The following is a 16,705-nucleotide window of genomic DNA, read 5'->3' as shown; positions in this document are numbered from 1 at the left end:
ATTCCGGCATAAGCGTTGCGGGACAATCCGCCTACCCATGGGAATCAGCCACTACATCAAGGAAATCGGCCGCGGCGCGCGGGGCGCCCGTCCGCTCACGCGCGAGCAGGCCTGCGACCTGTTCGGCCAGGTGCTGGACGGCACGGTCACCGACCTGGAAATCGGCGGCTTCTGCCTCGCGATGCGCATCAAGGGCGAGACGCCCGAGGAGATGGCCGGCTTTCTCGACGCCACGCATGCGCGCCTGAACCCCGTGACGACCCGCAGCGGCCCGCTGATCGTGCTGCCCAGCTACAACGGCGCGCGCAAGCTGCCGGTGCTCACGCCGCTCCTGGCGCTGCTGCTGGCGCGCGAAGGCCTGGCGGTGCTGGTGCACGGCAGCGCGAGCGAAACCTCGCGCGTACTGGCATCGAACGTGCTTTCAGCCCTGGACATGCCCCCGATGACCACGCTCACCCCCTTGGCCGCCGGCCAGGTGGGCTTTGCCCCGACCGAGCTGCTGAACCCCGCGCTCAAGCGCCTGCTCGACGTGCGCCGCGTGGTGGGCCTGCGCAACCCCGGCCACAGCGTGGTCAAGCTGATGCGCCCGACCACCGGCCCCTGCGTGGTGGTGGCCAGCTACACGCACCCCGAATACGCCCGCACCATGGGCGAGACCTTCGAGCTCACGGGCATGACCGCCCTGCTCTCGCGCGGCCTCGAAGGCGAGGTGGTCTCCGACCCGCGCCGCACCGCGCAGATCGACGGCTTCGTGCGCGGCGTGCGCAGCGAACTCCAGGCCCAGGCCGCCGGCACCGCCGCCGACGTGCCCGGGTTGCCGAAAGAAATCGACGTCGCCACCACGGCCGACTACACGCGGCGCGTGCTGGCCGGCGAGCTTCCCGTGCCCGAAGCCATCGCGACGCAAGTCAGGCACATCACCGAACTGGCCTCCCACGCATGAACACCCCCTCCACCCTCATCACCGGCCGCTGCACGCTGGTGGGCGCCGGCCCCGGCGACCCCGAGCTGCTGACCGTCAAGGCCGTCAAGGCGATCCAGGCCGCCACGGTGCTGCTGGTCGACGACCTCGTGAACGACGCCGTGCTCCAGGCCTACGCCCGGCCCGGCGCGCGCATCGTGCACGTGGGCAAGCGCGGCGGCTGCAAGAGCACGCCGCAGGCCTTCATCGAGCGGCTCATGATCACGGCCGTGCGCGAAGGCGAGACCGTGGTGCGCCTGAAGGGCGGTGACCCTTTCATCTTCGGGCGCGGCGGCGAAGAGGTGGAACACCTGCGCGAGGCCGGCATCGAATGCACGGTGGTCAACGGCATCACCGCCGGCCTGGCCGCCGTGACCTCGCTGGGCGTACCACTCACCCACCGCGACCACGCACAGGGCGTGGTCTTCGTCACCGGCCACGCCAAGACCGGCGCGGGCGCGGCCGAAGACCCGACCGACTGGCGCGCACTGGCCGCCACGGCGCACAACGCGCGCCTGACGCTGGTGATCTACATGGGCGTCTCGGGCGCCGGCCACATCGAGCGCGAGCTGCTGCACGGCCTGCCGGGCGACACGCCCGTGGCCGTGGTGCAGCACGCAAGCCTGCCGCACCAGCGCCACCTCGTGACCACGCTGCAGGGCCTGCAGGCCCGCATCGCCGACGCCGGGCTGGCCAGCCCGGCGGTGATCGTGGTGGGCGACGTGCTGCAGGGGCTGGCCGCAGCGGCGCTGCAGCCGGGCGACGCCGGCCGGTTCGGCACCTAGCGCGCAGCCTCGAGGTGCGTGACGGTCGGCTTGCCCTTCACCACCTCGACATGAAACCGGACCTTGTCGCCGGGCTTGACCTGTTCGAGCATCTGCTTCTCGGCCACATCGAAACCCATCGTCATCGGCGGCATCGCCAGGTTGGGAATGTCGCCGTGCTTCAACACGATCAGGCCGCGGGCCGGGTCGATCTTCTGGACCACGGCATCGGTCAGCATGCCCGGCGCGGACGCCTTCACGGGCGGTAGCTCGCTCTTCGGCGCCTGGGCCTGGGCGACACCAGCCAGGCCGGCGAGCAGCGCGAAGGCAAGGGGATGGAGAAAGTTCATGAAGTGGCTCCTTGATGAGATGAGGGGTTGGAAACAGCAGACGACAAAGGGGCGCGGCGGCGCAGCAGATACCAGGCCGCGGGCACGACCAGCATGCTCAGCAGCGGCGCGGTGACCATGCCGCCCACCATGGGCGCGGCAATGCGGGTCATCACCTCCGAGCCGGTGCCGCTGCCCCACAAAATGGGCAGCAGGCCGGCCATCACGACGGCCACGGTCATGGCCTTGGGCCGCACGCGCAGCACGGCGCCTTCGCGGATCGCGGCCAGGAGCGTCTCGTCGTTCATCGGCTCGCCGGCATCGAGGCGCCGCGCCAGCGCGTTCTTCAGATAGACCAGCATCACCACGCCGAACTCGGCCGCCACGCCGGCCAGCGCGATGAAGCCGACCGCCGTGGCCACCGAGATCGAATGGCCCAGCGCCCAGATGAGCCAGAAGCCGCCGACGAGCGAGAACGGCACGGCCGCCATCACGAGCGCCGCATCGGTGAACGAGCGGAACAGCAGGTACAGCAGCACGAAGATCACCGCCAGCGTGGCCGGCACGACCAGCTTCAGCCGTTCGGTCGCGCGCGCCAGGTACTCGAACTGGCCGGACCATGACACCGCGTAGCCCGCGGGCATCTTCACGGCCCGGTCGACCGCCGCCTGCATGTCGTGGACGGCGGAGCGCAGGTCGCGCCCGCGCACGTCGACGTAGACCCAACCCGACAGCCGCGCGTTCTCGCTGCGCAGCATCGGCGGGCCGTCTTCGATGGTGATGCGCGCGACATCGCCGAGCAGCAGTTGCGCGCCCTTTTCCGTCACGAAGGGCAGCTGCCGCAGCCGTTCCAGCGAATCGCGTATCTCGCGGGGGTAGCGCACATTGATCGGATAACGCTCGCGCCCCTGGATCACTTCGCCCACGTTCTCGCCGCCGATGGCCGTGGACACCACGGCCTGCACATCGGCCACCGAGAGGCCGTAGCGCGCGGCGGCGAGCCGGTCGACATCGACGTCGATGTAGCGCCCGCCCGTCAATCGCTCCGCCAATGCCGACGACACGCCGGGAACCTTCTTGACCGCCGCCTCGATCTGCGTGGTCAGCGCATCGATGGTGGCCAGGTCCGCCCCCGCCACCTTGATGCCGACCGGGCTCTTGATGCCGGTCGCCAGCATGTCGATGCGGTTGCGGATGGGCGGCACCCACACGTTGGTCAGGCCCGGCACCTTGACGGCGCGGTCCAGCTCCTCGACCAGCCGGTCGGGCGTCATGCCGGCGCGCCACTCGCGCTTCGGCTTGAACTGGACGGTGGTCTCGAACATCTCGAGCGGCGCGGGGTCGGTCGCGGTGTCCGCGCGGCCGGCCTTGCCGAACACGCGCGCGACCTCGGGCACGGTCTTGATGAGGCGGTCGGTCTGCTGCAGCAGCTCGGCGGCCTTCGACACCGACAGCCCGGGCAGCGCCGACGGCATGTAGAGCAGGTCGCCCTCGTCCAGCGGCGGCATGAACTCGCCGCCCAGCCGCATCAGCGGCACCACGGTCAGCGCCAGCAGCACCGCGGCGACGGCCAGCGTCCCCTTGGGAAAGCGCAGCACCAGCTCCAGCGCGGGCCGGTACACGGCCATCAGGAAGCGGTTCACGGGATTGGTGCCTTCGTGCGGAATGCGCCCGCGCACCAGGTAGCCCATGAGCACCGGGATCAACGTGACCGACAGGCCCGCCGCTGCGGCCATCGCATAGGTCTTGGTGAAGGCCAGCGGCGAGAACAGCCGCCCTTCCTGCGCCTCGAGCGAGAACACGGGCACGAAGGACAGCGTGATCACCAGCAGCGAGAAGAACAGCGCCGGCCCGACCTCCACCGACGCGTCGGCAACGAGCCCCCATCGCTCCATCACCGTCGGTTGCCGGCCCTGCGCCGTCTCGAAGGCCTCGATGTGCTTGTGCACGTTCTCGACCATCACGATGGCGCCGTCCACCATCGCGCCGATGGCGATCGCGATGCCGCCCAGCGACATGATGTTGGCGTTGACGCCCTGCCAGTGCATCACGACGAAGGCCGCCAACACGCCGATCGGCAAGGCCACCACCGCCACCAGCGCCGAGCGCAGGTGGAACAGGAAGACCGCGCAGACCAGCGCCACCACGATGAACTCCTCGACCAGCTTGCCGCGCAGGTTGTCGACGGCGCGGTCGATCAGCAGCGATCGGTCGTAGGTCGGCACGATCTCGACGCCCGACGGCAGGCCGGGTTGGAGCGCATCGAGCCTGGCCTTGACGGCCTCGATGGTCGAGCGCGCATTCTTGCCCGAGCGCATGACGATCACGCCGCCGGCCACTTCGCCTTCGCCGTCGAGTTCGGCGATGCCGCGGCGCATCTCGGGGCCGATCTGCACGGTGGCCACATCGCGCAGCAGCACCGGCGTGGCGCCCGTCGCAGTCAGCGGGATGGTGCGGAAGTCGTCCAGCGAACGCAGGTAGCCGCGCGAACGCACCATGTACTCGGCCTCGGCGAGTTCGACGACCGAGCCGCCCGAGGCCTGGTTGGCCTTCTGCAGCGCCGCCACGACCGCCTGCTGCGTGATGCCCAGCGCGCGCATGCGGTCGGGGTCGAGCACCACCTGGTACTGGCGCACCATGCCGCCGATGCTGGCGACCTCGGCCACGTCGGGCACGGTCTTCAGTTCGAACTTGAGGAACCAGTCGTTCAGTGCGCGCAGCTGCCCGATGTCGCGCGTGCCCGTGCGGTCGACCAGCGCGTACTCGTAGACCCAGCCCACGCCCGTGGCATCGGGGCCCAGCGAGGCGTTCGCGCCCGCGGGGAGCCTGCCCTGCACCTGGTTCAGGTACTCGACGACGCGCGAGCGCGCCCAGTAGGGGTCGGTCTTGTCGTCGAACAGCACGTAGACGAAGGAGTCGCCGAAGAACGAGTAGCCGCGCACGGTCTTCGCGCCGGGCACGCTGAGCATGGTGGTCGTCAGCGGGTAGGTGACGAGGTCTTCGACCACCTGGGGCGCCTTGCCGGGAAAAGGCGTGCGGATGATGACCTGCGTGTCGGACAGGTCGGGCAGCGCATCGAGCGGCGTGCGCACCACCGACCACCACCCCGCGGCCACCAGGAACAAGGTCGCGATCAGCACCAGGAAGCGGTTGCCGATCGACCAGCGGATGACGGCGGCGATCATCGCTTGGCGCCCTGTGGCATGCGCTGCACGGAGACCAGCTCGTAGCCCGTGGGACCGCCTTCCTTGAACTCGAAGCGGACCAGGTCGCCGGGCCGGATGTCCGGGAACGCCTCGGACGATGCCTTCGCAAAGCCCATCGTCATCGACGGCCACTTGAGCGTGGCGACAGGGCCGTGCGAGATCGTGAGGCCGTCGGGCGCCACGCTCTCGACCTTGCCTTCGGCCTGGTGCAGCACGGCAGCCGGCGGTGCGGTCGTGACCGCGGGCGATGCCATGCTGCCCAGCACCGAACGCAGCCGGGCCTCCGAGTCGATGAGGAACTGGCCGCTGGCCACCACCTGGTCGCCTTCATTCAGGCCCGAGACGATCTCGGTGTCGTCGCCCAGGTCCGCGCCAGTCGACACGTCGCGCGGCTCGAACGCGCCATCGGCCTTGCGCACGATGACGACCGCGCGCTTGCCGGTGCGGATGACGGCTTCGGACGGCACGACCAACCGGGTGCTGGCGGGCCCCGTCACCTGCAGGCGCAGCAGCATGCCGGGCGTGAGCTTCCCGTTCTTGTTGTCGACTTCGAAGCGGGCTTTCAGTGTGCGGGTGGTTGCGCTGACCTCGGGAAGGATCTCGTCGAGCGTGCCGTCGAACGACTGGGCGGCGTCGGCCTGGAGGACCGCCCTGACCTTCTGGCCGCGCGCGAGCCGCACGGCTTGCGCTTCCGGAATCTCGGCCACCGCCCAGACCTTCTCCAGGCCCGCGATGCGGAACAGCGTCATGCCGGGCGTGACGGCGACGCCTTCGCGCACGCCCAGCTCGGCCACCACGCCGTCGGACGGTGCGGTGAGCACGTAGCGCGCCTGCGCCGTGCCGGTTTCCTCGCTGCGGCGGATGAGCTCGGCGGGGATGGACAGGGCCCGCATGCGATCACGCGCCGCAGCGACGAGGTCGGCGGAAACACCCGATCGTTTGAGGGCCAGCCACTCGTTCTGCGGGCCCAGCCATTCAGGCGCGAAAACCGTCGCCAACGCCTGCCCCTTGCGCACGCGCTCCATCGGCGCGCGGACCGACAGGCGCTCGACGTAGCCCGCCACGCGCGTCTGCACGACGACGTTGAGCCGCTCGTCGAACTGCACGGCACCGACCGCATCGAAGGCCGCGGCGGTTTCCACCCGCCGCACGCCGGCATACCGGATGCCGAGGTTCTGCTGGACCGTGGGGCTCACCTGCACGCCGCCTTCGTTGCCCTTGCCGGTGGCGCTGTCGGCGTACATGGGCACCAGCTGCATGTCCATGAAGGGCGACTTGCCGGGTTTGTCGAAGCGCGGGCCGGGCACCATGGGGTCGTGCCAGTAGAGGACCTTGCGGCTGTCGGCGGTGGGCGGCGTGGTCGCCGACGCCTCCGTGGACGGGGCGGTCGTGCGCCCCAGGTAAAAGGCGCCTGCGGCGAGCAACAGGGCGGCCAGCAGCGCTGCGCCGATCGTGCGTGTGCGGTTCATGGGGCCCCCTCGGTGGTGAGCGGCCGGAAGGCCAGTTGGATGTGGGTTCTGGCCAGGTCGCGCTGCAGCGTCAGCAGCTTGCGCTGCGCTTCGACTTCGGCATGCCGCGCCTCGAACAGCGTGACGAGGCTGCCCTGGTTGGAGCGGTAGGCCGCGGTCGCGGCCGCCGTTCTCTGGCCGGCCGGAACGACCACGCCCGAGCGGTAGCGGTCGATGCGTTGCTGCAGGCGTTGCGCATCGCTGCGCAGCGCCTGGTACTCGGCGGTCGCGGCCCGGGTGGCTTCGGCCAGGTCGGCCTCGGCTTTCTCGACCAAGGCGAGCTTGGCGGCGGTGTCCCGGTCCTGCCGCTCGCCGGGCGCCACGGGCAGGGGAATGCTCAGGCCCACCGACACCATGTCGGCGTAGCCGGTGCGCTGGCCATAGGCGACCTCCCAGGTCCAGTTCGGCTTGCGATTGGACGCAGTGACGGCCGCCGTCTGCCTGGCCACGTCGACATCGCGCTGCATGGCTGCGACCGTGGGGTGCGCGGCCACATAGGCCGCTTCGGACGGCACGGCGATGGCGCCCGGAGACCGCAGTTCGTCGGGCGGTACGCCAACCCAGCGCTGGAAGGCGACGCTGGCGGCTTCCAGCTGCTGCAGGAGGTCGGCCGTCTCGTCTTCCGCGATGCCCCTGGCGCCGGCCAGCGCCAGCACATCCTGGCTGCTTCCCCCGGCCGATGACAGGCGTGCGCGCGAGGCCTCCAGTTCTTCGTGCGCGTGGTGCTCCATGCGCCGTGCGAGCTTGATGCTCTCGCCAGCGTAAAAGGCGTCCACGTAGGCGAGCGCGGCCTGCCTGCGGGTGTCGGCCACGGCGGCCTGCACCCGCACCGCCTCCAGCCCGACCGACGCCTCGGCGGCGGCCTGCCGCGCGGCGCGCTTATCGGCGGACAGCCATTCCTGGCTGATGCCGATGCGCTTCATCGTCATCGCATCGCGCGTGGTGTGGAAACGATCCGCGCCGGTCGCGGGCAGGTTGTCGACACCGATGCGCAGCGTGGGGTCGGGAAGCTGCGGGGCTGCGGATGCGGCCGCCGTGGCGCTGGCGACGCCGGCACGGGCGGCGCGGGTGGCTTCGGAGCGCTGCGTCGCCCGCTGAAGCGCGTCCTCCAGGGACAGGGGCGCCGCCGTCGCCAGGTACGGCAGCAGCGCGGCAGCCCATGCGGCCGCGCGCGAAAAGGAAATGAACATGAAAACTCCGCAAACGAACGAGCGAATCGCTGGCAGGCGCATGCGCCGCACCAGCACCGGTCAGTCGACGGAGATGTCAGACGCGCAGTCGGCGCGTGGCAAGAAAAACGGGATCGGGCGGTGGATGCTGCCGCTCCGGCACGGCCTGCGGCGGAAGGACATGGCCTTCCGACACCAGCACCAGGGGCATCACCACGAGCTGCACGATGGCCGGCAGCGAAGGCGTGGTCAGCTTCACCGGCTCGAAGGACAGCGACAGGTCGGCGGCATGCTGGAAGCACAGCACCGGCTGGGCCATGTCCATGCCTTCGCAGGGCTCGCCCGACGCCATCCTCTCGGCCATCGAACCCGGGCTGTCCGACGCGCCGGGGCAGACATAGCCTGCCAGCGCCAGCTGCGAGAACAGCAGCGACAGGACCACGAAAATCGCGGTCGTGCAGCGACGGAGAGAGCGGCGGGCCATGAGGAGGCGCAGTGTAGCGCCGCCGTCCGGGCGCCGCCTAAAATCCCGCTCGGCCCAACGAACAAGAAGGAAGAGGCAGGGATGCTCGACAAACTCAACGAATTCACCGAAAGCCACGGCGAGCTGCGCCGCGGGCGCGGGCTGGTCACAGGCACCATCGCCTTCAGCCTCGCCGCCCTGTGCTTTCTGGGCGTGCTGGCCTTCCACTTTCCGCAGTACCTGACGACGCCCGAGCTGCGCAAGAGCTACAACGTCGATGTGATGCGCGTCATCCTGCTCACCGCGCTGGTCATCGCGGGCGGGCTCTCGCTGGTCAACATCATCTTCAACCGCTCGCGCTGGCTCTCGTCGGCCGCGTTCCTGCTGGTGGCGGTGTCGGCCCTGCTGGGCGGGCACAAGGTGCCGGTGCACGACTTCGCGGACCACACGCCGTACATCGGGCTCGATTGGTTCATCCTCGACCTGCTGGGCTCGTCGCTGATCTTCATCTTCATCGAGAAGCTCTTTGCGCTGCGCAAGGACCAGCCGGTGTTCCGCGAAGAGTGGCAGACCGACTTCCACCACTTCGTGGTGAACCACATGATCGTGGGCTTCGTGCTGCTGGCCACCAACCTCATGGTGCACAAGCTCTTCGGCTGGGCCGCCAACGACGGCATCCGCGGCTGGGTGAGCAACCTGCCGTTCTGGGCAGGCATCCTGCTGATCATCCTCGTGGCCGACCTCGTGCAGTACTGGACGCACCGCGCGTACCACGAGGTGCCGGTGCTGTGGCGCCTGCACGCGGTGCACCACAGCGTGAAGAGCATGGACTGGATGGCGGGCTCGCGCCAGCACATCCTCGAGCTGCTGATCACGCGCACGCTGGTGCTCGCGCCCATCTACGTGCTGGGTTTCAGCAAGGACGTGATCGACGCCTACATCGTGGTGGTCGGCTTCCAGGCGGTGTTCAACCACTGCAACGTGAGCGTGCGCCTGGGGCCGCTGCGCTACCTGATCGTGACGCCCAACTTCCACCACTGGCACCACAGCCAGGACATCGAGGCGCTCGACAAGAACTACGCGGCGCACTACGCCTTCCTCGACTACCTCTTCGGCACGGCCGTGAAGAGCACCAAGCTCTGGCCCGAAAAATACGGCGTGCTGGGCGACTACGTGCCCAACGGCTTCTTCAAGCAGCTGAAGTTCCCGTTCGTCTGGAAGGGATGAGCATGGCCTCCCTTCTTCGCGCGGTTGCGCTCGCCGCGGCGCTGCCGCTCTTGCTCTCGGCCTGCGCCACGCGCATCGACCTACCCTCCGAAACCTCCGGCCTGCGCCTGCGCGTGCAGAGCTCGGTGATCGCCCCCGGCAACGGCGGCGAGCTGATCGGCGCCGAGGTGCTGGCGCCCGGCGACATCCTGCTGACCTCGATCGCCACGGTGAACTCCTTCGGCATCCGCCTGGGCACCTTCTCGCCCGTGAGCCATGCCGTGCTCTACCTGGGCGACGGCCAGATCGCCGAGGCCGTGGGCACCGGCGTGCGCGCGCGGCCGCTGGCCGAGGTGGTCGACGAAGAGCAGATGGTCGTCGCCTTTCGCGTGCCGGGCCTCGTCGAGGCCGACGTCGAGAAGATGCGCGAGTGGGCGCATTCGCAGGTCGGCACGCGCTACAACACCGCCGGCGTGCTACTGAACGCGCCCTTCGTGCTCAACCGCCGGCTGTGCGAGCTGCCGCTGATTCCCTCGGCCGTCAGCGCGTACTGCATCAGCGGCCTGGCCACGGTGCAGCTGGGCGCCAGCCGCAACGACCAGTTCTTCTGCTCCCAGTTCGTGCTGGAGGCCTACCGCCAGGCCGGCGTGCCGATCACCGACGCCGACCCGCGCTGGGTGAGCCCCGCCGACCTGCTCCACATGCGCGAGGGCGACGTGCCCTCGATCGCCGCCACGCAGCCGCTGCGCTACGTGGGCCACCTCAAATACAACCCGCCGCCGGTGCTGGCGGCGGACGGACCCGCTTGAGCTCTCCTTCTTCTTCCTCTCCCTCTTCTTCCTTTGACGTCGTTGTCGTCGGCGCCGGCGCAGCAGGTCTCTTTTGCGCCGCACTGGCGGGCCAGCGCGGCCTGCGCGTGCTGCTGGTCGACCACAGCGAGAAGGTCGGCGAAAAGATCCGCATCTCGGGTGGCGGCCGCGCCAATTTCACCAACCGCGACCTCGACGTGCGCGCCCCGCAGCGCCATTTCGTCGGCGACAACCCGAATTTCTGCCGCTCGGCGCTCTCGCGCTACGCGCCGCAGCAGTTCATCGACATGGTGCAGCGCCACGGCATCGCGTACCACGAGAAGCACAAGGGCCAGCTGTTCTGCGACGGCTCCTCGCAGCAGATCGTCGACATGCTGCTGGCCGAGTGCGCCGCCGGCAACGTCGAGCGCTGGCAGCCGTGCAAGCTCGGCGACATCGCCTTTGTCGACGGTCGCTACCAAATCAGTAGCACGCGCGGCCCGATCGACGCGCCCAAGCTCGTGGTGGCCACCGGCGGCCTGTCGATTCCCCAGATTGGTGCAAGCGACTTCGGCTACCGGCTCGCCGAGCAGTTCGGCCTGCGGCTGGTCGCGCCCCGCCCGGCGCTGGTGCCGCTGACCTTCGGCGGCGACGCCTGGGCGCCCTACGCCGGCCTGGCCGGGCTGGCGCTGCCGGTGCGCATCGAGACCGGCGGCAAGAAGGACAAGATGGCCTTCCTGGAAGACCTGCTGTTCACCCACCGCGGCTTGTCGGGCCCGGCGGTGCTGCAGATCTCGAGCTACTGGAAGCCCGGCGCCCCGCTGACGCTCGACTTCGCACCCGGCATGGACGTGGCCGAGTCGCTGTCCGACGCCAAGCGGCGCTCGAAGAAGCGCATCGCCAACGAACTGGCCGCGCTGGTGCCCTCGCGGCTGGCCGACGCCTGGGTCGGCGAAGACCCGGCCCTGCAGCGCCCGGTCAACGAAGCGACCGACAAGGCGCTGGCGGCGCTGTCCGAGCGCATCACCCGCTGGCAGATCACCCCCAGCGGCACCGAGGGCTACAAGAAGGCCGAGGTGACGGCAGGCGGCGTCGACACCCGCGATTTGTCGTCCCAGACCATGGAATCGAAGCAGCCGGGCCTGTATTTCATCGGCGAAGTGGTCGACGTGACCGGCTGGTTGGGCGGATACAACTTCCAATGGGCGTGGGCGAGCGCACACGCATGTGCAACCGCGCTATAATCGCGGGCTAACTTTTGGCCTTCCCTCAACGGCCACAAAATTGTTCAGTTGAGGAACCCCGGCTTGGGGCCTCGATCTCCCCCGGCCAAATCCATTTCAACGATTCATCAATGACCACCATCCGCGTTAAAGAAAACGAGCCCTTCGACGTCGCCCTGCGCCGCTTCAAGCGCACCATCGAAAAGCTCGGCCTGCTGACCGACCTGCGCGCCCGCGAGTTCTACGAGAAGCCGACGGCCGAGCGCAAGCGCAAGAAGGCAGCTGCGGTCAAGCGCCACTACAAGCGCGTGCGCAGCATGCAGCTCCCCAAGAAGCTGTACTAAGCAACGCCCAGGGCAGCTGGCCCCGACGAAAGTCCCCGCCAGCGCCCCGTTGCACCAGCCGCGCCAGGGAAACCTGCCGCGGCTTTTGTTTTTTCCGAAAGGTTGCGAAGAATGACTCTCAAAGAACAAATCACCGAAGACATGAAGACGGCGATGCGCGCCAAGGACTCGGAGCGCCTGGCCACCATCCGCCTGCTGCTCGCCGCCATGAAGCAAAAGGAAGTCGACGAGCGCGTGGAGCTCGACGACGCCATGGTCGTGGCCATCGTCGACAAGATGGTCAAGCAGCGCAAGGACTCGATCGCCGCGTTCACCACGGGTGGCCGCGCCGACCTGGCCGACAAGGAAGCCGCCGAGATCAAGGTGCTCGAGGTCTACCTGCCCCAGCGCATGAGCGCCGACGAAACGGCCGCCGCGGTGAAGGCCATCGTGGCCGAACTGGGCGCCTCGGGCCCCGGCGACATGGGCAAGGTGATGGGCGTGGTCAAGACGCGCCTGGCCGGCAAGGCCGACATGGGCCAGGTCAGCGCCGCGGTCAAGGCCGCCCTCACGGGCGCCTGAGGCGGCCACCGCCATGAAGAACGGCAGCAGCAGCCCGCTCGGCGCCGCGCCCGTCGCAACGATCCCGAAGGCCTGCGCCTGCCTGGTCGATGCGCAGGGCCGGCTGCTGGTGTTCCGTCATCCCGAAGACGGCAACATGCAGCTGCCCAAGGGCACCATCGAGCCCGGCGAGTCGCCCGAGGCGGCCGTGCGGCGCGAGCTGCTCGAAGAGTCGGGCCTGGTGTTCGCCGGCCGGCTCGAATCGCTGGGCACGCTGGAGCGCGAATGCGAAGCCGGCGTCGAAGGCAACACGCACCGCCATCCGCAGCGCTGGCACATCTTCCTGATGCGCGACCACCGCGCCCTGCCCGAGACCTTCGAGCACATGGCCACGGGCAGCCCGGAAGAAGAAGGCCTGGTGTTCTCGTTCTACTGGCTCGAGGCCGACGCCCCCATCGAGGACTTCGCCCTGCCCTACCGCCAGACCATCGAGCGCGTGCGCGCGGCCCTGCTGGCCGCCAGCTGACCGATCACGGGATCAGGCGGACATGACGGCGCGCAGCGCCATGTACGCCCCCAGCAGCGCCAGCCCGATCAAGAAGCAGCGCCGGAACACGGCCACCGGCAACCGCTGCCGCAGCCAGGTGCCCAGCACCATGCCGCCGACCGCCGGCACCAGCATCGCCAACGACCCGCCCAGCACCGCCGCCGGGTAGCTTCCGTTGGCCGCCAGCCCCAGGGCCAGCACCACGGTCGAGGTAGTGAACGAGATGCCCATGGCCTGGATCAGCGCATCGCGCTGGAAGCCCAGCGCCTGCAGGTACGGCACGGCCGGCACCGCGAACACGCCGGTCACGGACGTCACCAGCCCCGTCGCGGCGCCCACCACGGGCCCCAGCCAGCGCGCCTGTGCGTCGCTCACGTGCAGCTGCCGCCCCGTCAGTCCCCACAGCGCATAGATCACCAACGCCACGCCGAGCGCCAGCGAAGCCCAGGCCCCGGCCGGTACGCCCAGCCACCACGCCCCGGCGAGCGTGCCCACCACGACGCCGGCCTGCATGCGACCGATGCGGCGGAACACGGCGCCGAAGCTCGCGCGCGGCCCGGTCTGCCAGAGGTTGGTGACCAGCGAGGGCACGATCAGCAGCGCCGCCGCCTGTGCGGGCGACATCCACAGCGCGAGCAGCGCCATCGCCACGGTCGGCAGCCCCAGGCCGATCACGCCCTTGATCAGGCCGGCCAGCAGGAACACAGCGGCCGCTGCGGCCCACAGGCCCATCGCTTCGTTGGAGATCGTCATCGCCGCGGAGTCTGCCGACCGGCGCACCGGCTGGAAATGCGGCTTTCGCGCAGCCAGCCTCAGGCACAGGCTGAGGCTGGCGTGCTACCTTGCGGCCCATCATGCGATTCGATCTGACCGACCTGCGGCTCTTTCTCCACGTCGTCGAAGCCGGCAGCCTCACGGCCGGCGCCGGCCGCTCGCACATGACGCTGGCCTCGGCCAGCCAGCGTGTACGCGGCATGGAAGACGCGCTCGGCACCCCGCTGCTCACGCGCCACGCGCAAGGCGTGCGCCCCACCGAGGCCGGCCGCACGCTGCTGCACCATGCGCGCGTCGTGCTGCAGCAGATGGAGCGGCTGCGCGGCGAACTCGGCGAGTACGGCCAGGGCCTCAAGGGCCACGTGCGCTTCATGTGCGGCACCTCGGCGCTCACCGAGCACCTGCCCGAGGTGCTGAGCCGCTTCCTGGCCGAGCATCCGCGCATCTCGGTCGACCTCGAGGAGCGCGCCAGCCCCGACACCGTGGAGGCCCTGCGCAGCGGCCTGTGCGACATCGGCATCGTCTCCGACGCCATCGACAGCGACGGCCTCGAATGCCACCCCTTCCGCCGCGACGACCTCGTGCTGGTGATGCCGCGCGGCCACGCGCTGGCCAGCCGGCGCCGCGTGCACTTGGCCGAGGTGGTCGACAGCGAGTTCGTCGGCCTGCCCGCCGACAGCGCGCTGCAGCAGCTGATCACCGGGCATGTGCGCGCGCTCGCCAGGCACCTGGCCTACCGCGTGCGCGTGCGCAACTTCGAGGCCGTGTGCCGCATGGTCGAGTACGGCATCGGCGTGGGCATCGTGCCGCAGACCGCGGCCGAGCGCTGCGCCCGCTCGATGAAGATCGCGCGCGCCTCGCTGGCCGATCCGTGGGCCGAGCGCACGCTGATGGCCTGCGTGCGCTCGTCGCAGGACCTGCCGCTCAATGCGCGGCGCATGCTCGACTACCTGACCGCGCCGCCGCCGGCGGCGGAGGCTACGCGCAAGTGACCGGCCGCGCCTGCTGCGCACGCGCCGCGATGAAGGCCTCGAAGGCTTCGCGGCTGGTCTTGCGCGGCACATAGCCGAACTGGGTCTTCAGCGCGGTGTTCAACAGCACCGGCCGGTAGCGCAGGAAGTCGAGCTGCTCGGGCCCGTAGCGGCTCACGCCCAATGCCGAGCCCGCGGCCAACGCCGCCTGCAGCACGCCGGCCGGCCAGGCGATGGCGCGCTTGCCCAGGCGCGCGGCGATCTCGTGGATGGTGAGCGCGCCGTCGCCCGCGAGGTTGTAGCAGCCGGGCGGCGCACCGCCGAGCGCGTGGGCGATGGCGCCGGTCACGTCCTCGTCCCACACGAACACGAAGGGGCTGTCGCTGCCGCGGATGGCGATCAGCCTCTTTTTCTCGAACAGCGCGGTGATCTGGTTGTCGACGCGCTCGCCGAGGATGGTGCCGATGCGCAGCACCGTCTGCGCCAGCGCGGGATGCTGCACGCGGCAGTCGGCCAGCATCTCTTCCACCTGCCGCTTGTGGTCGGCGTAGGCGAACACCGGGTTGCCGCGCAGCGGCTGCGACTCGGTGATCCAGGCCGGGTTGTCCGCGTGGTAGCCGTAGGCCGCGCCACTCGACGACACCACGATGTGCCCCACGCCACGTGCCACGCAGGCGTCGAGCACGTTGCGCGTGCCGCCCACGTCGACCGAATGCTCGAAGGCGCGGTTCGAGTCCCTGCCGGGTGTGACGATCGACGCGAGGTGCACCACCGTGTCGATCGCGTGTTCGGCGAGCACGTCGGCGATGCCGTCGTCGCGCACGTCCTGCTGCAGGTAGATCACGCCGGGCAGCCGCCGCTCGGCGGGCACCTCGCGCACGTCGAGCGCCACCAGCGTTTCAAAGGTGCCCTGTGCGGTCAATGCCGCGAGCACGCTGCGCCCCAGGAATCCGTCACCGCCCGTCACCAGCACGCGCCGCGCGGACGCCTTCCAGGCTTCGCTCATGGCGTCGCAGGCTTGCGCCCCCACCAGCTCGCCAGTGCCAGGCCCGCGATGATGTCCCAGAAGCCCCACACGCCGGCCACCACGGCCATGCCGCCGAGCCCGCCGAAGAAGCTGAAGATCAGCACCAGCCCGAGCCCCGCGTTGCGGATGCCCACCTCGATGGACACCGCGCGCCGGTCGTAGTCGCCCAGCCCCGAGAGCCGCGCGCACAGGTAGCCGGTGCCGAAGGCCAGCGCGTCGTGGATCACCACGGCCATCAGCACCAGCCCCACGTAGTCGAGGAAGTAGCGCCAGTTGCCCGCGATGGCGCCGACGATGAAGGCGATCAGCGCCAGGAAGCTCAGGATGCGCGCCGGCTTCTTGATGCGCGCCGTGAGCCCCGGCAGCTTGTGCGCACAGGCCACGCCCAGCACGAAGGGAATGCCGATGATCATCACGATGTGGCCCAGCATGTCGAAGGGGTCGAGCGCGATGGTCTTGAGCAGCACCGAGGCCGTGGGATGCAGGCCGCCCCAGAACGCGAAGTTCAGCGGCATCACCACGATCGACAGCGCGTTCGAGATGGCCGTCATCGACACCGACAGCGCCACGTTGCCGCCCGCGCGGTGCGTGAGGATCTGCGAGATGTTGCCCGGCGGGCAGCAGGCCACGAGGATCATGCCCAGCGCGATGCTCGGGCCCGGCTGCAGGATCAGCGTGAGCACGAAGGTCACGGCCGGCAGCACCACGAACTGCGCGCCGATGCCCACCGCCATCGCGCCGGGCATGCGCGCCACGCGCCTGAAGTCGTCGATACGCGTGTCCAGCGCAATGCCGAACATCAGGAAGCCCAGCACCACGTTGAGCAGCACCAGCGAGGCCGGATTGAAGTGCAGGCGGATCTCGTCGACAGGCAGCATGCGCGGA

Annotated in this window: 17 protein-coding genes; 9 read left to right on the top strand and 8 right to left on the bottom strand. The window is 69.7% G+C overall.

Going from position 1 to position 16,705, the window contains the following annotated elements; genetic code table 11:
• Positions 1 to 37 precede the first annotated feature (37 nt).
• Both ybiB and cobA read left to right on the top strand, forming a co-directional pair.
• Positions 38 to 943: a DNA-binding protein YbiB gene (gene ybiB, locus AC1RLW_RS15900; protein ID WP_493193855.1), complete on the top strand. Its 906-nt coding sequence runs from the start codon at positions 38 to 40 to the stop codon at positions 941 to 943.
• Positions 940 to 1,746, top strand: coding sequence for a uroporphyrinogen-III C-methyltransferase (gene cobA / locus AC1RLW_RS15895; RefSeq protein ID WP_493193853.1), 807 nt, complete (start codon positions 940 to 942; stop codon positions 1,744 to 1,746). The genes ybiB and cobA overlap by 4 nt, the downstream gene beginning before the upstream one ends.
• On the opposite strand, the gene AC1RLW_RS15890 is transcribed toward cobA, so the two are convergent.
• The 5 genes from AC1RLW_RS15890 to AC1RLW_RS15870 form a co-directional block, all read right to left on the bottom strand.
• The gene (locus AC1RLW_RS15890) at positions 1,743 to 2,075 is read right to left on the bottom strand and encodes a copper-binding protein (RefSeq protein WP_493193852.1); all 333 of its coding nucleotides are present in this window, start codon (positions 2,073 to 2,075) and stop codon (positions 1,743 to 1,745) included. The two genes, cobA and AC1RLW_RS15890, sit on opposite strands and share 4 nt — an antisense overlap.
• Positions 2,072 to 5,239 carry an efflux RND transporter permease subunit gene (locus AC1RLW_RS15885; protein WP_493193850.1) on the bottom strand — a complete coding sequence of 1,056 codons (3,168 nt, stop codon included), beginning with the start codon at positions 5,237 to 5,239 and terminating at the stop codon, positions 2,072 to 2,074. Before AC1RLW_RS15885 ends, AC1RLW_RS15890 begins: the two co-directional genes overlap by 4 nt.
• Positions 5,236 to 6,729 carry an efflux RND transporter periplasmic adaptor subunit gene (locus AC1RLW_RS15880; protein ID WP_493193849.1) on the bottom strand — a complete coding sequence of 498 codons (1,494 nt, stop codon included), beginning with the start codon at positions 6,727 to 6,729 and terminating at the stop codon, positions 5,236 to 5,238. The genes AC1RLW_RS15885 and AC1RLW_RS15880 overlap by 4 nt, the downstream gene beginning before the upstream one ends.
• A complete protein-coding gene (locus AC1RLW_RS15875) occupies positions 6,726 to 7,958 on the bottom strand; it encodes a TolC family protein (RefSeq protein ID WP_493193847.1) in 1,233 nt (410 codons plus the stop codon). The genes AC1RLW_RS15880 and AC1RLW_RS15875 overlap by 4 nt, the downstream gene beginning before the upstream one ends.
• 76 nt (positions 7,959 to 8,034) lie before the next feature.
• A complete protein-coding gene (locus AC1RLW_RS15870) occupies positions 8,035 to 8,421 on the bottom strand; it encodes a hypothetical protein (protein WP_159271031.1) in 387 nt (128 codons plus the stop codon).
• 81 nt (positions 8,422 to 8,502) lie between these two features.
• On the opposite strand from AC1RLW_RS15870, the gene AC1RLW_RS15865 reads away from it, so the two are divergent.
• The 6 genes from AC1RLW_RS15865 to AC1RLW_RS15840 all read left to right on the top strand — a co-directional run bounded on the left by AC1RLW_RS15865 (position 8,503) and on the right by AC1RLW_RS15840 (position 13,027).
• Positions 8,503 to 9,627: a sterol desaturase family protein gene (locus tag AC1RLW_RS15865; RefSeq protein WP_070063138.1), complete on the top strand. Its 1,125-nt coding sequence runs from the start codon at positions 8,503 to 8,505 to the stop codon at positions 9,625 to 9,627.
• Positions 9,628 to 9,629: 2 nt separating this feature from the next.
• On the top strand, positions 9,630 to 10,415 hold the full coding sequence (locus AC1RLW_RS15860) for a YaeF family permuted papain-like enzyme (RefSeq protein ID WP_307638601.1): 786 nt from the start codon (positions 9,630 to 9,632) through the stop codon (positions 10,413 to 10,415).
• Positions 10,412 to 11,638, top strand: coding sequence for a BaiN/RdsA family NAD(P)/FAD-dependent oxidoreductase (locus AC1RLW_RS15855; RefSeq protein WP_062476516.1), 1,227 nt, complete (start codon positions 10,412 to 10,414; stop codon positions 11,636 to 11,638). Before AC1RLW_RS15860 ends, AC1RLW_RS15855 begins: the two co-directional genes overlap by 4 nt.
• Before the next feature lie 110 nt (positions 11,639 to 11,748).
• The gene (gene rpsU, locus AC1RLW_RS15850) at positions 11,749 to 11,961 is read left to right on the top strand and encodes a 30S ribosomal protein S21 (protein WP_007833691.1); all 213 of its coding nucleotides are present in this window, start codon (positions 11,749 to 11,751) and stop codon (positions 11,959 to 11,961) included.
• 111 nt (positions 11,962 to 12,072) lie between these two features.
• A complete protein-coding gene (locus AC1RLW_RS15845) occupies positions 12,073 to 12,522 on the top strand; it encodes a GatB/YqeY domain-containing protein (protein WP_062476513.1) in 450 nt (149 codons plus the stop codon).
• A 13-nt stretch (positions 12,523 to 12,535) separates the two neighbouring features.
• Positions 12,536 to 13,027, top strand: coding sequence for an NUDIX domain-containing protein (locus tag AC1RLW_RS15840; protein WP_095949101.1), 492 nt, complete (start codon positions 12,536 to 12,538; stop codon positions 13,025 to 13,027).
• Positions 13,028 to 13,039: 12 nt separating this feature from the next.
• On the opposite strand, the gene AC1RLW_RS15835 is transcribed toward AC1RLW_RS15840, so the two are convergent.
• Positions 13,040 to 13,801: a sulfite exporter TauE/SafE family protein gene (locus AC1RLW_RS15835; RefSeq protein WP_447745861.1), complete on the bottom strand. Its 762-nt coding sequence runs from the start codon at positions 13,799 to 13,801 to the stop codon at positions 13,040 to 13,042.
• A 101-nt stretch (positions 13,802 to 13,902) separates the two neighbouring features.
• Between AC1RLW_RS15835 and AC1RLW_RS15830 the strand changes: the two genes are divergently transcribed.
• Positions 13,903 to 14,814 carry a LysR family transcriptional regulator gene (locus AC1RLW_RS15830; protein ID WP_493193844.1) on the top strand — a complete coding sequence of 304 codons (912 nt, stop codon included), beginning with the start codon at positions 13,903 to 13,905 and terminating at the stop codon, positions 14,812 to 14,814.
• Here the strand turns inward: AC1RLW_RS15830 and AC1RLW_RS15825 are convergent.
• Positions 14,801 to 15,799, bottom strand: a complete 999-nt coding sequence (locus AC1RLW_RS15825) for an SDR family oxidoreductase (protein ID WP_493193842.1) — start codon at positions 15,797 to 15,799, stop codon at positions 14,801 to 14,803. The two genes, AC1RLW_RS15830 and AC1RLW_RS15825, sit on opposite strands and share 14 nt — an antisense overlap.
• Positions 15,796 to 16,698, bottom strand: a complete 903-nt coding sequence (locus tag AC1RLW_RS15820) for a bile acid:sodium symporter family protein (protein WP_493193840.1) — start codon at positions 16,696 to 16,698, stop codon at positions 15,796 to 15,798. The genes AC1RLW_RS15825 and AC1RLW_RS15820 overlap by 4 nt, the downstream gene beginning before the upstream one ends.
• Positions 16,699 to 16,705: the final 7 nt, after the last annotated feature.

This window comes from Variovorax sp. GW822-FHT04A09 (genome assembly GCF_058801005.1).
Note: the sequence above shows the minus strand (reverse complement) of the source record. Positions and strands in the feature narration are given on the sequence as shown.

What these genes read in the sequence shown, in the direction of transcription:
- AC1RLW_RS15825 (WP_493193842.1), bottom strand. Translation starts at nt 15,799, where the DNA reads ATGAGCGAAGCCTGGAAGGCGTCCGCGCGGCGCGTGCTGGTGACGGGC.
- AC1RLW_RS15870 (WP_159271031.1), bottom strand. Translation starts at nt 8,421, where the DNA reads ATGGCCCGCCGCTCTCTCCGTCGCTGCACGACCGCGATTTTCGTGGTC.
- AC1RLW_RS15840 (WP_095949101.1), top strand. Translation starts at nt 12,536, where the DNA reads ATGAAGAACGGCAGCAGCAGCCCGCTCGGCGCCGCGCCCGTCGCAACG.
- AC1RLW_RS15860 (WP_307638601.1), top strand. Translation starts at nt 9,630, where the DNA reads ATGGCCTCCCTTCTTCGCGCGGTTGCGCTCGCCGCGGCGCTGCCGCTC.
- rpsU (WP_007833691.1), top strand. Translation starts at nt 11,749, where the DNA reads ATGACCACCATCCGCGTTAAAGAAAACGAGCCCTTCGACGTCGCCCTG.
- AC1RLW_RS15865 (WP_070063138.1), top strand. Translation starts at nt 8,503, where the DNA reads ATGCTCGACAAACTCAACGAATTCACCGAAAGCCACGGCGAGCTGCGC.
- AC1RLW_RS15830 (WP_493193844.1), top strand. Translation starts at nt 13,903, where the DNA reads ATGCGATTCGATCTGACCGACCTGCGGCTCTTTCTCCACGTCGTCGAA.
- AC1RLW_RS15890 (WP_493193852.1), bottom strand. Translation starts at nt 2,075, where the DNA reads ATGAACTTTCTCCATCCCCTTGCCTTCGCGCTGCTCGCCGGCCTGGCT.
- AC1RLW_RS15885 (WP_493193850.1), bottom strand. Translation starts at nt 5,239, where the DNA reads ATGATCGCCGCCGTCATCCGCTGGTCGATCGGCAACCGCTTCCTGGTG.
- AC1RLW_RS15835 (WP_447745861.1), bottom strand. Translation starts at nt 13,801, where the DNA reads ATGACGATCTCCAACGAAGCGATGGGCCTGTGGGCCGCAGCGGCCGCT.
- AC1RLW_RS15880 (WP_493193849.1), bottom strand. Translation starts at nt 6,729, where the DNA reads ATGAACCGCACACGCACGATCGGCGCAGCGCTGCTGGCCGCCCTGTTG.
- AC1RLW_RS15875 (WP_493193847.1), bottom strand. Translation starts at nt 7,958, where the DNA reads ATGTTCATTTCCTTTTCGCGCGCGGCCGCATGGGCTGCCGCGCTGCTG.
- ybiB (WP_493193855.1), top strand. Translation starts at nt 38, where the DNA reads ATGGGAATCAGCCACTACATCAAGGAAATCGGCCGCGGCGCGCGGGGC.
- AC1RLW_RS15820 (WP_493193840.1), bottom strand. Translation starts at nt 16,698, where the DNA reads ATGCTGCCTGTCGACGAGATCCGCCTGCACTTCAATCCGGCCTCGCTG.
- cobA (WP_493193853.1), top strand. Translation starts at nt 940, where the DNA reads ATGAACACCCCCTCCACCCTCATCACCGGCCGCTGCACGCTGGTGGGC.
- AC1RLW_RS15845 (WP_062476513.1), top strand. Translation starts at nt 12,073, where the DNA reads ATGACTCTCAAAGAACAAATCACCGAAGACATGAAGACGGCGATGCGC.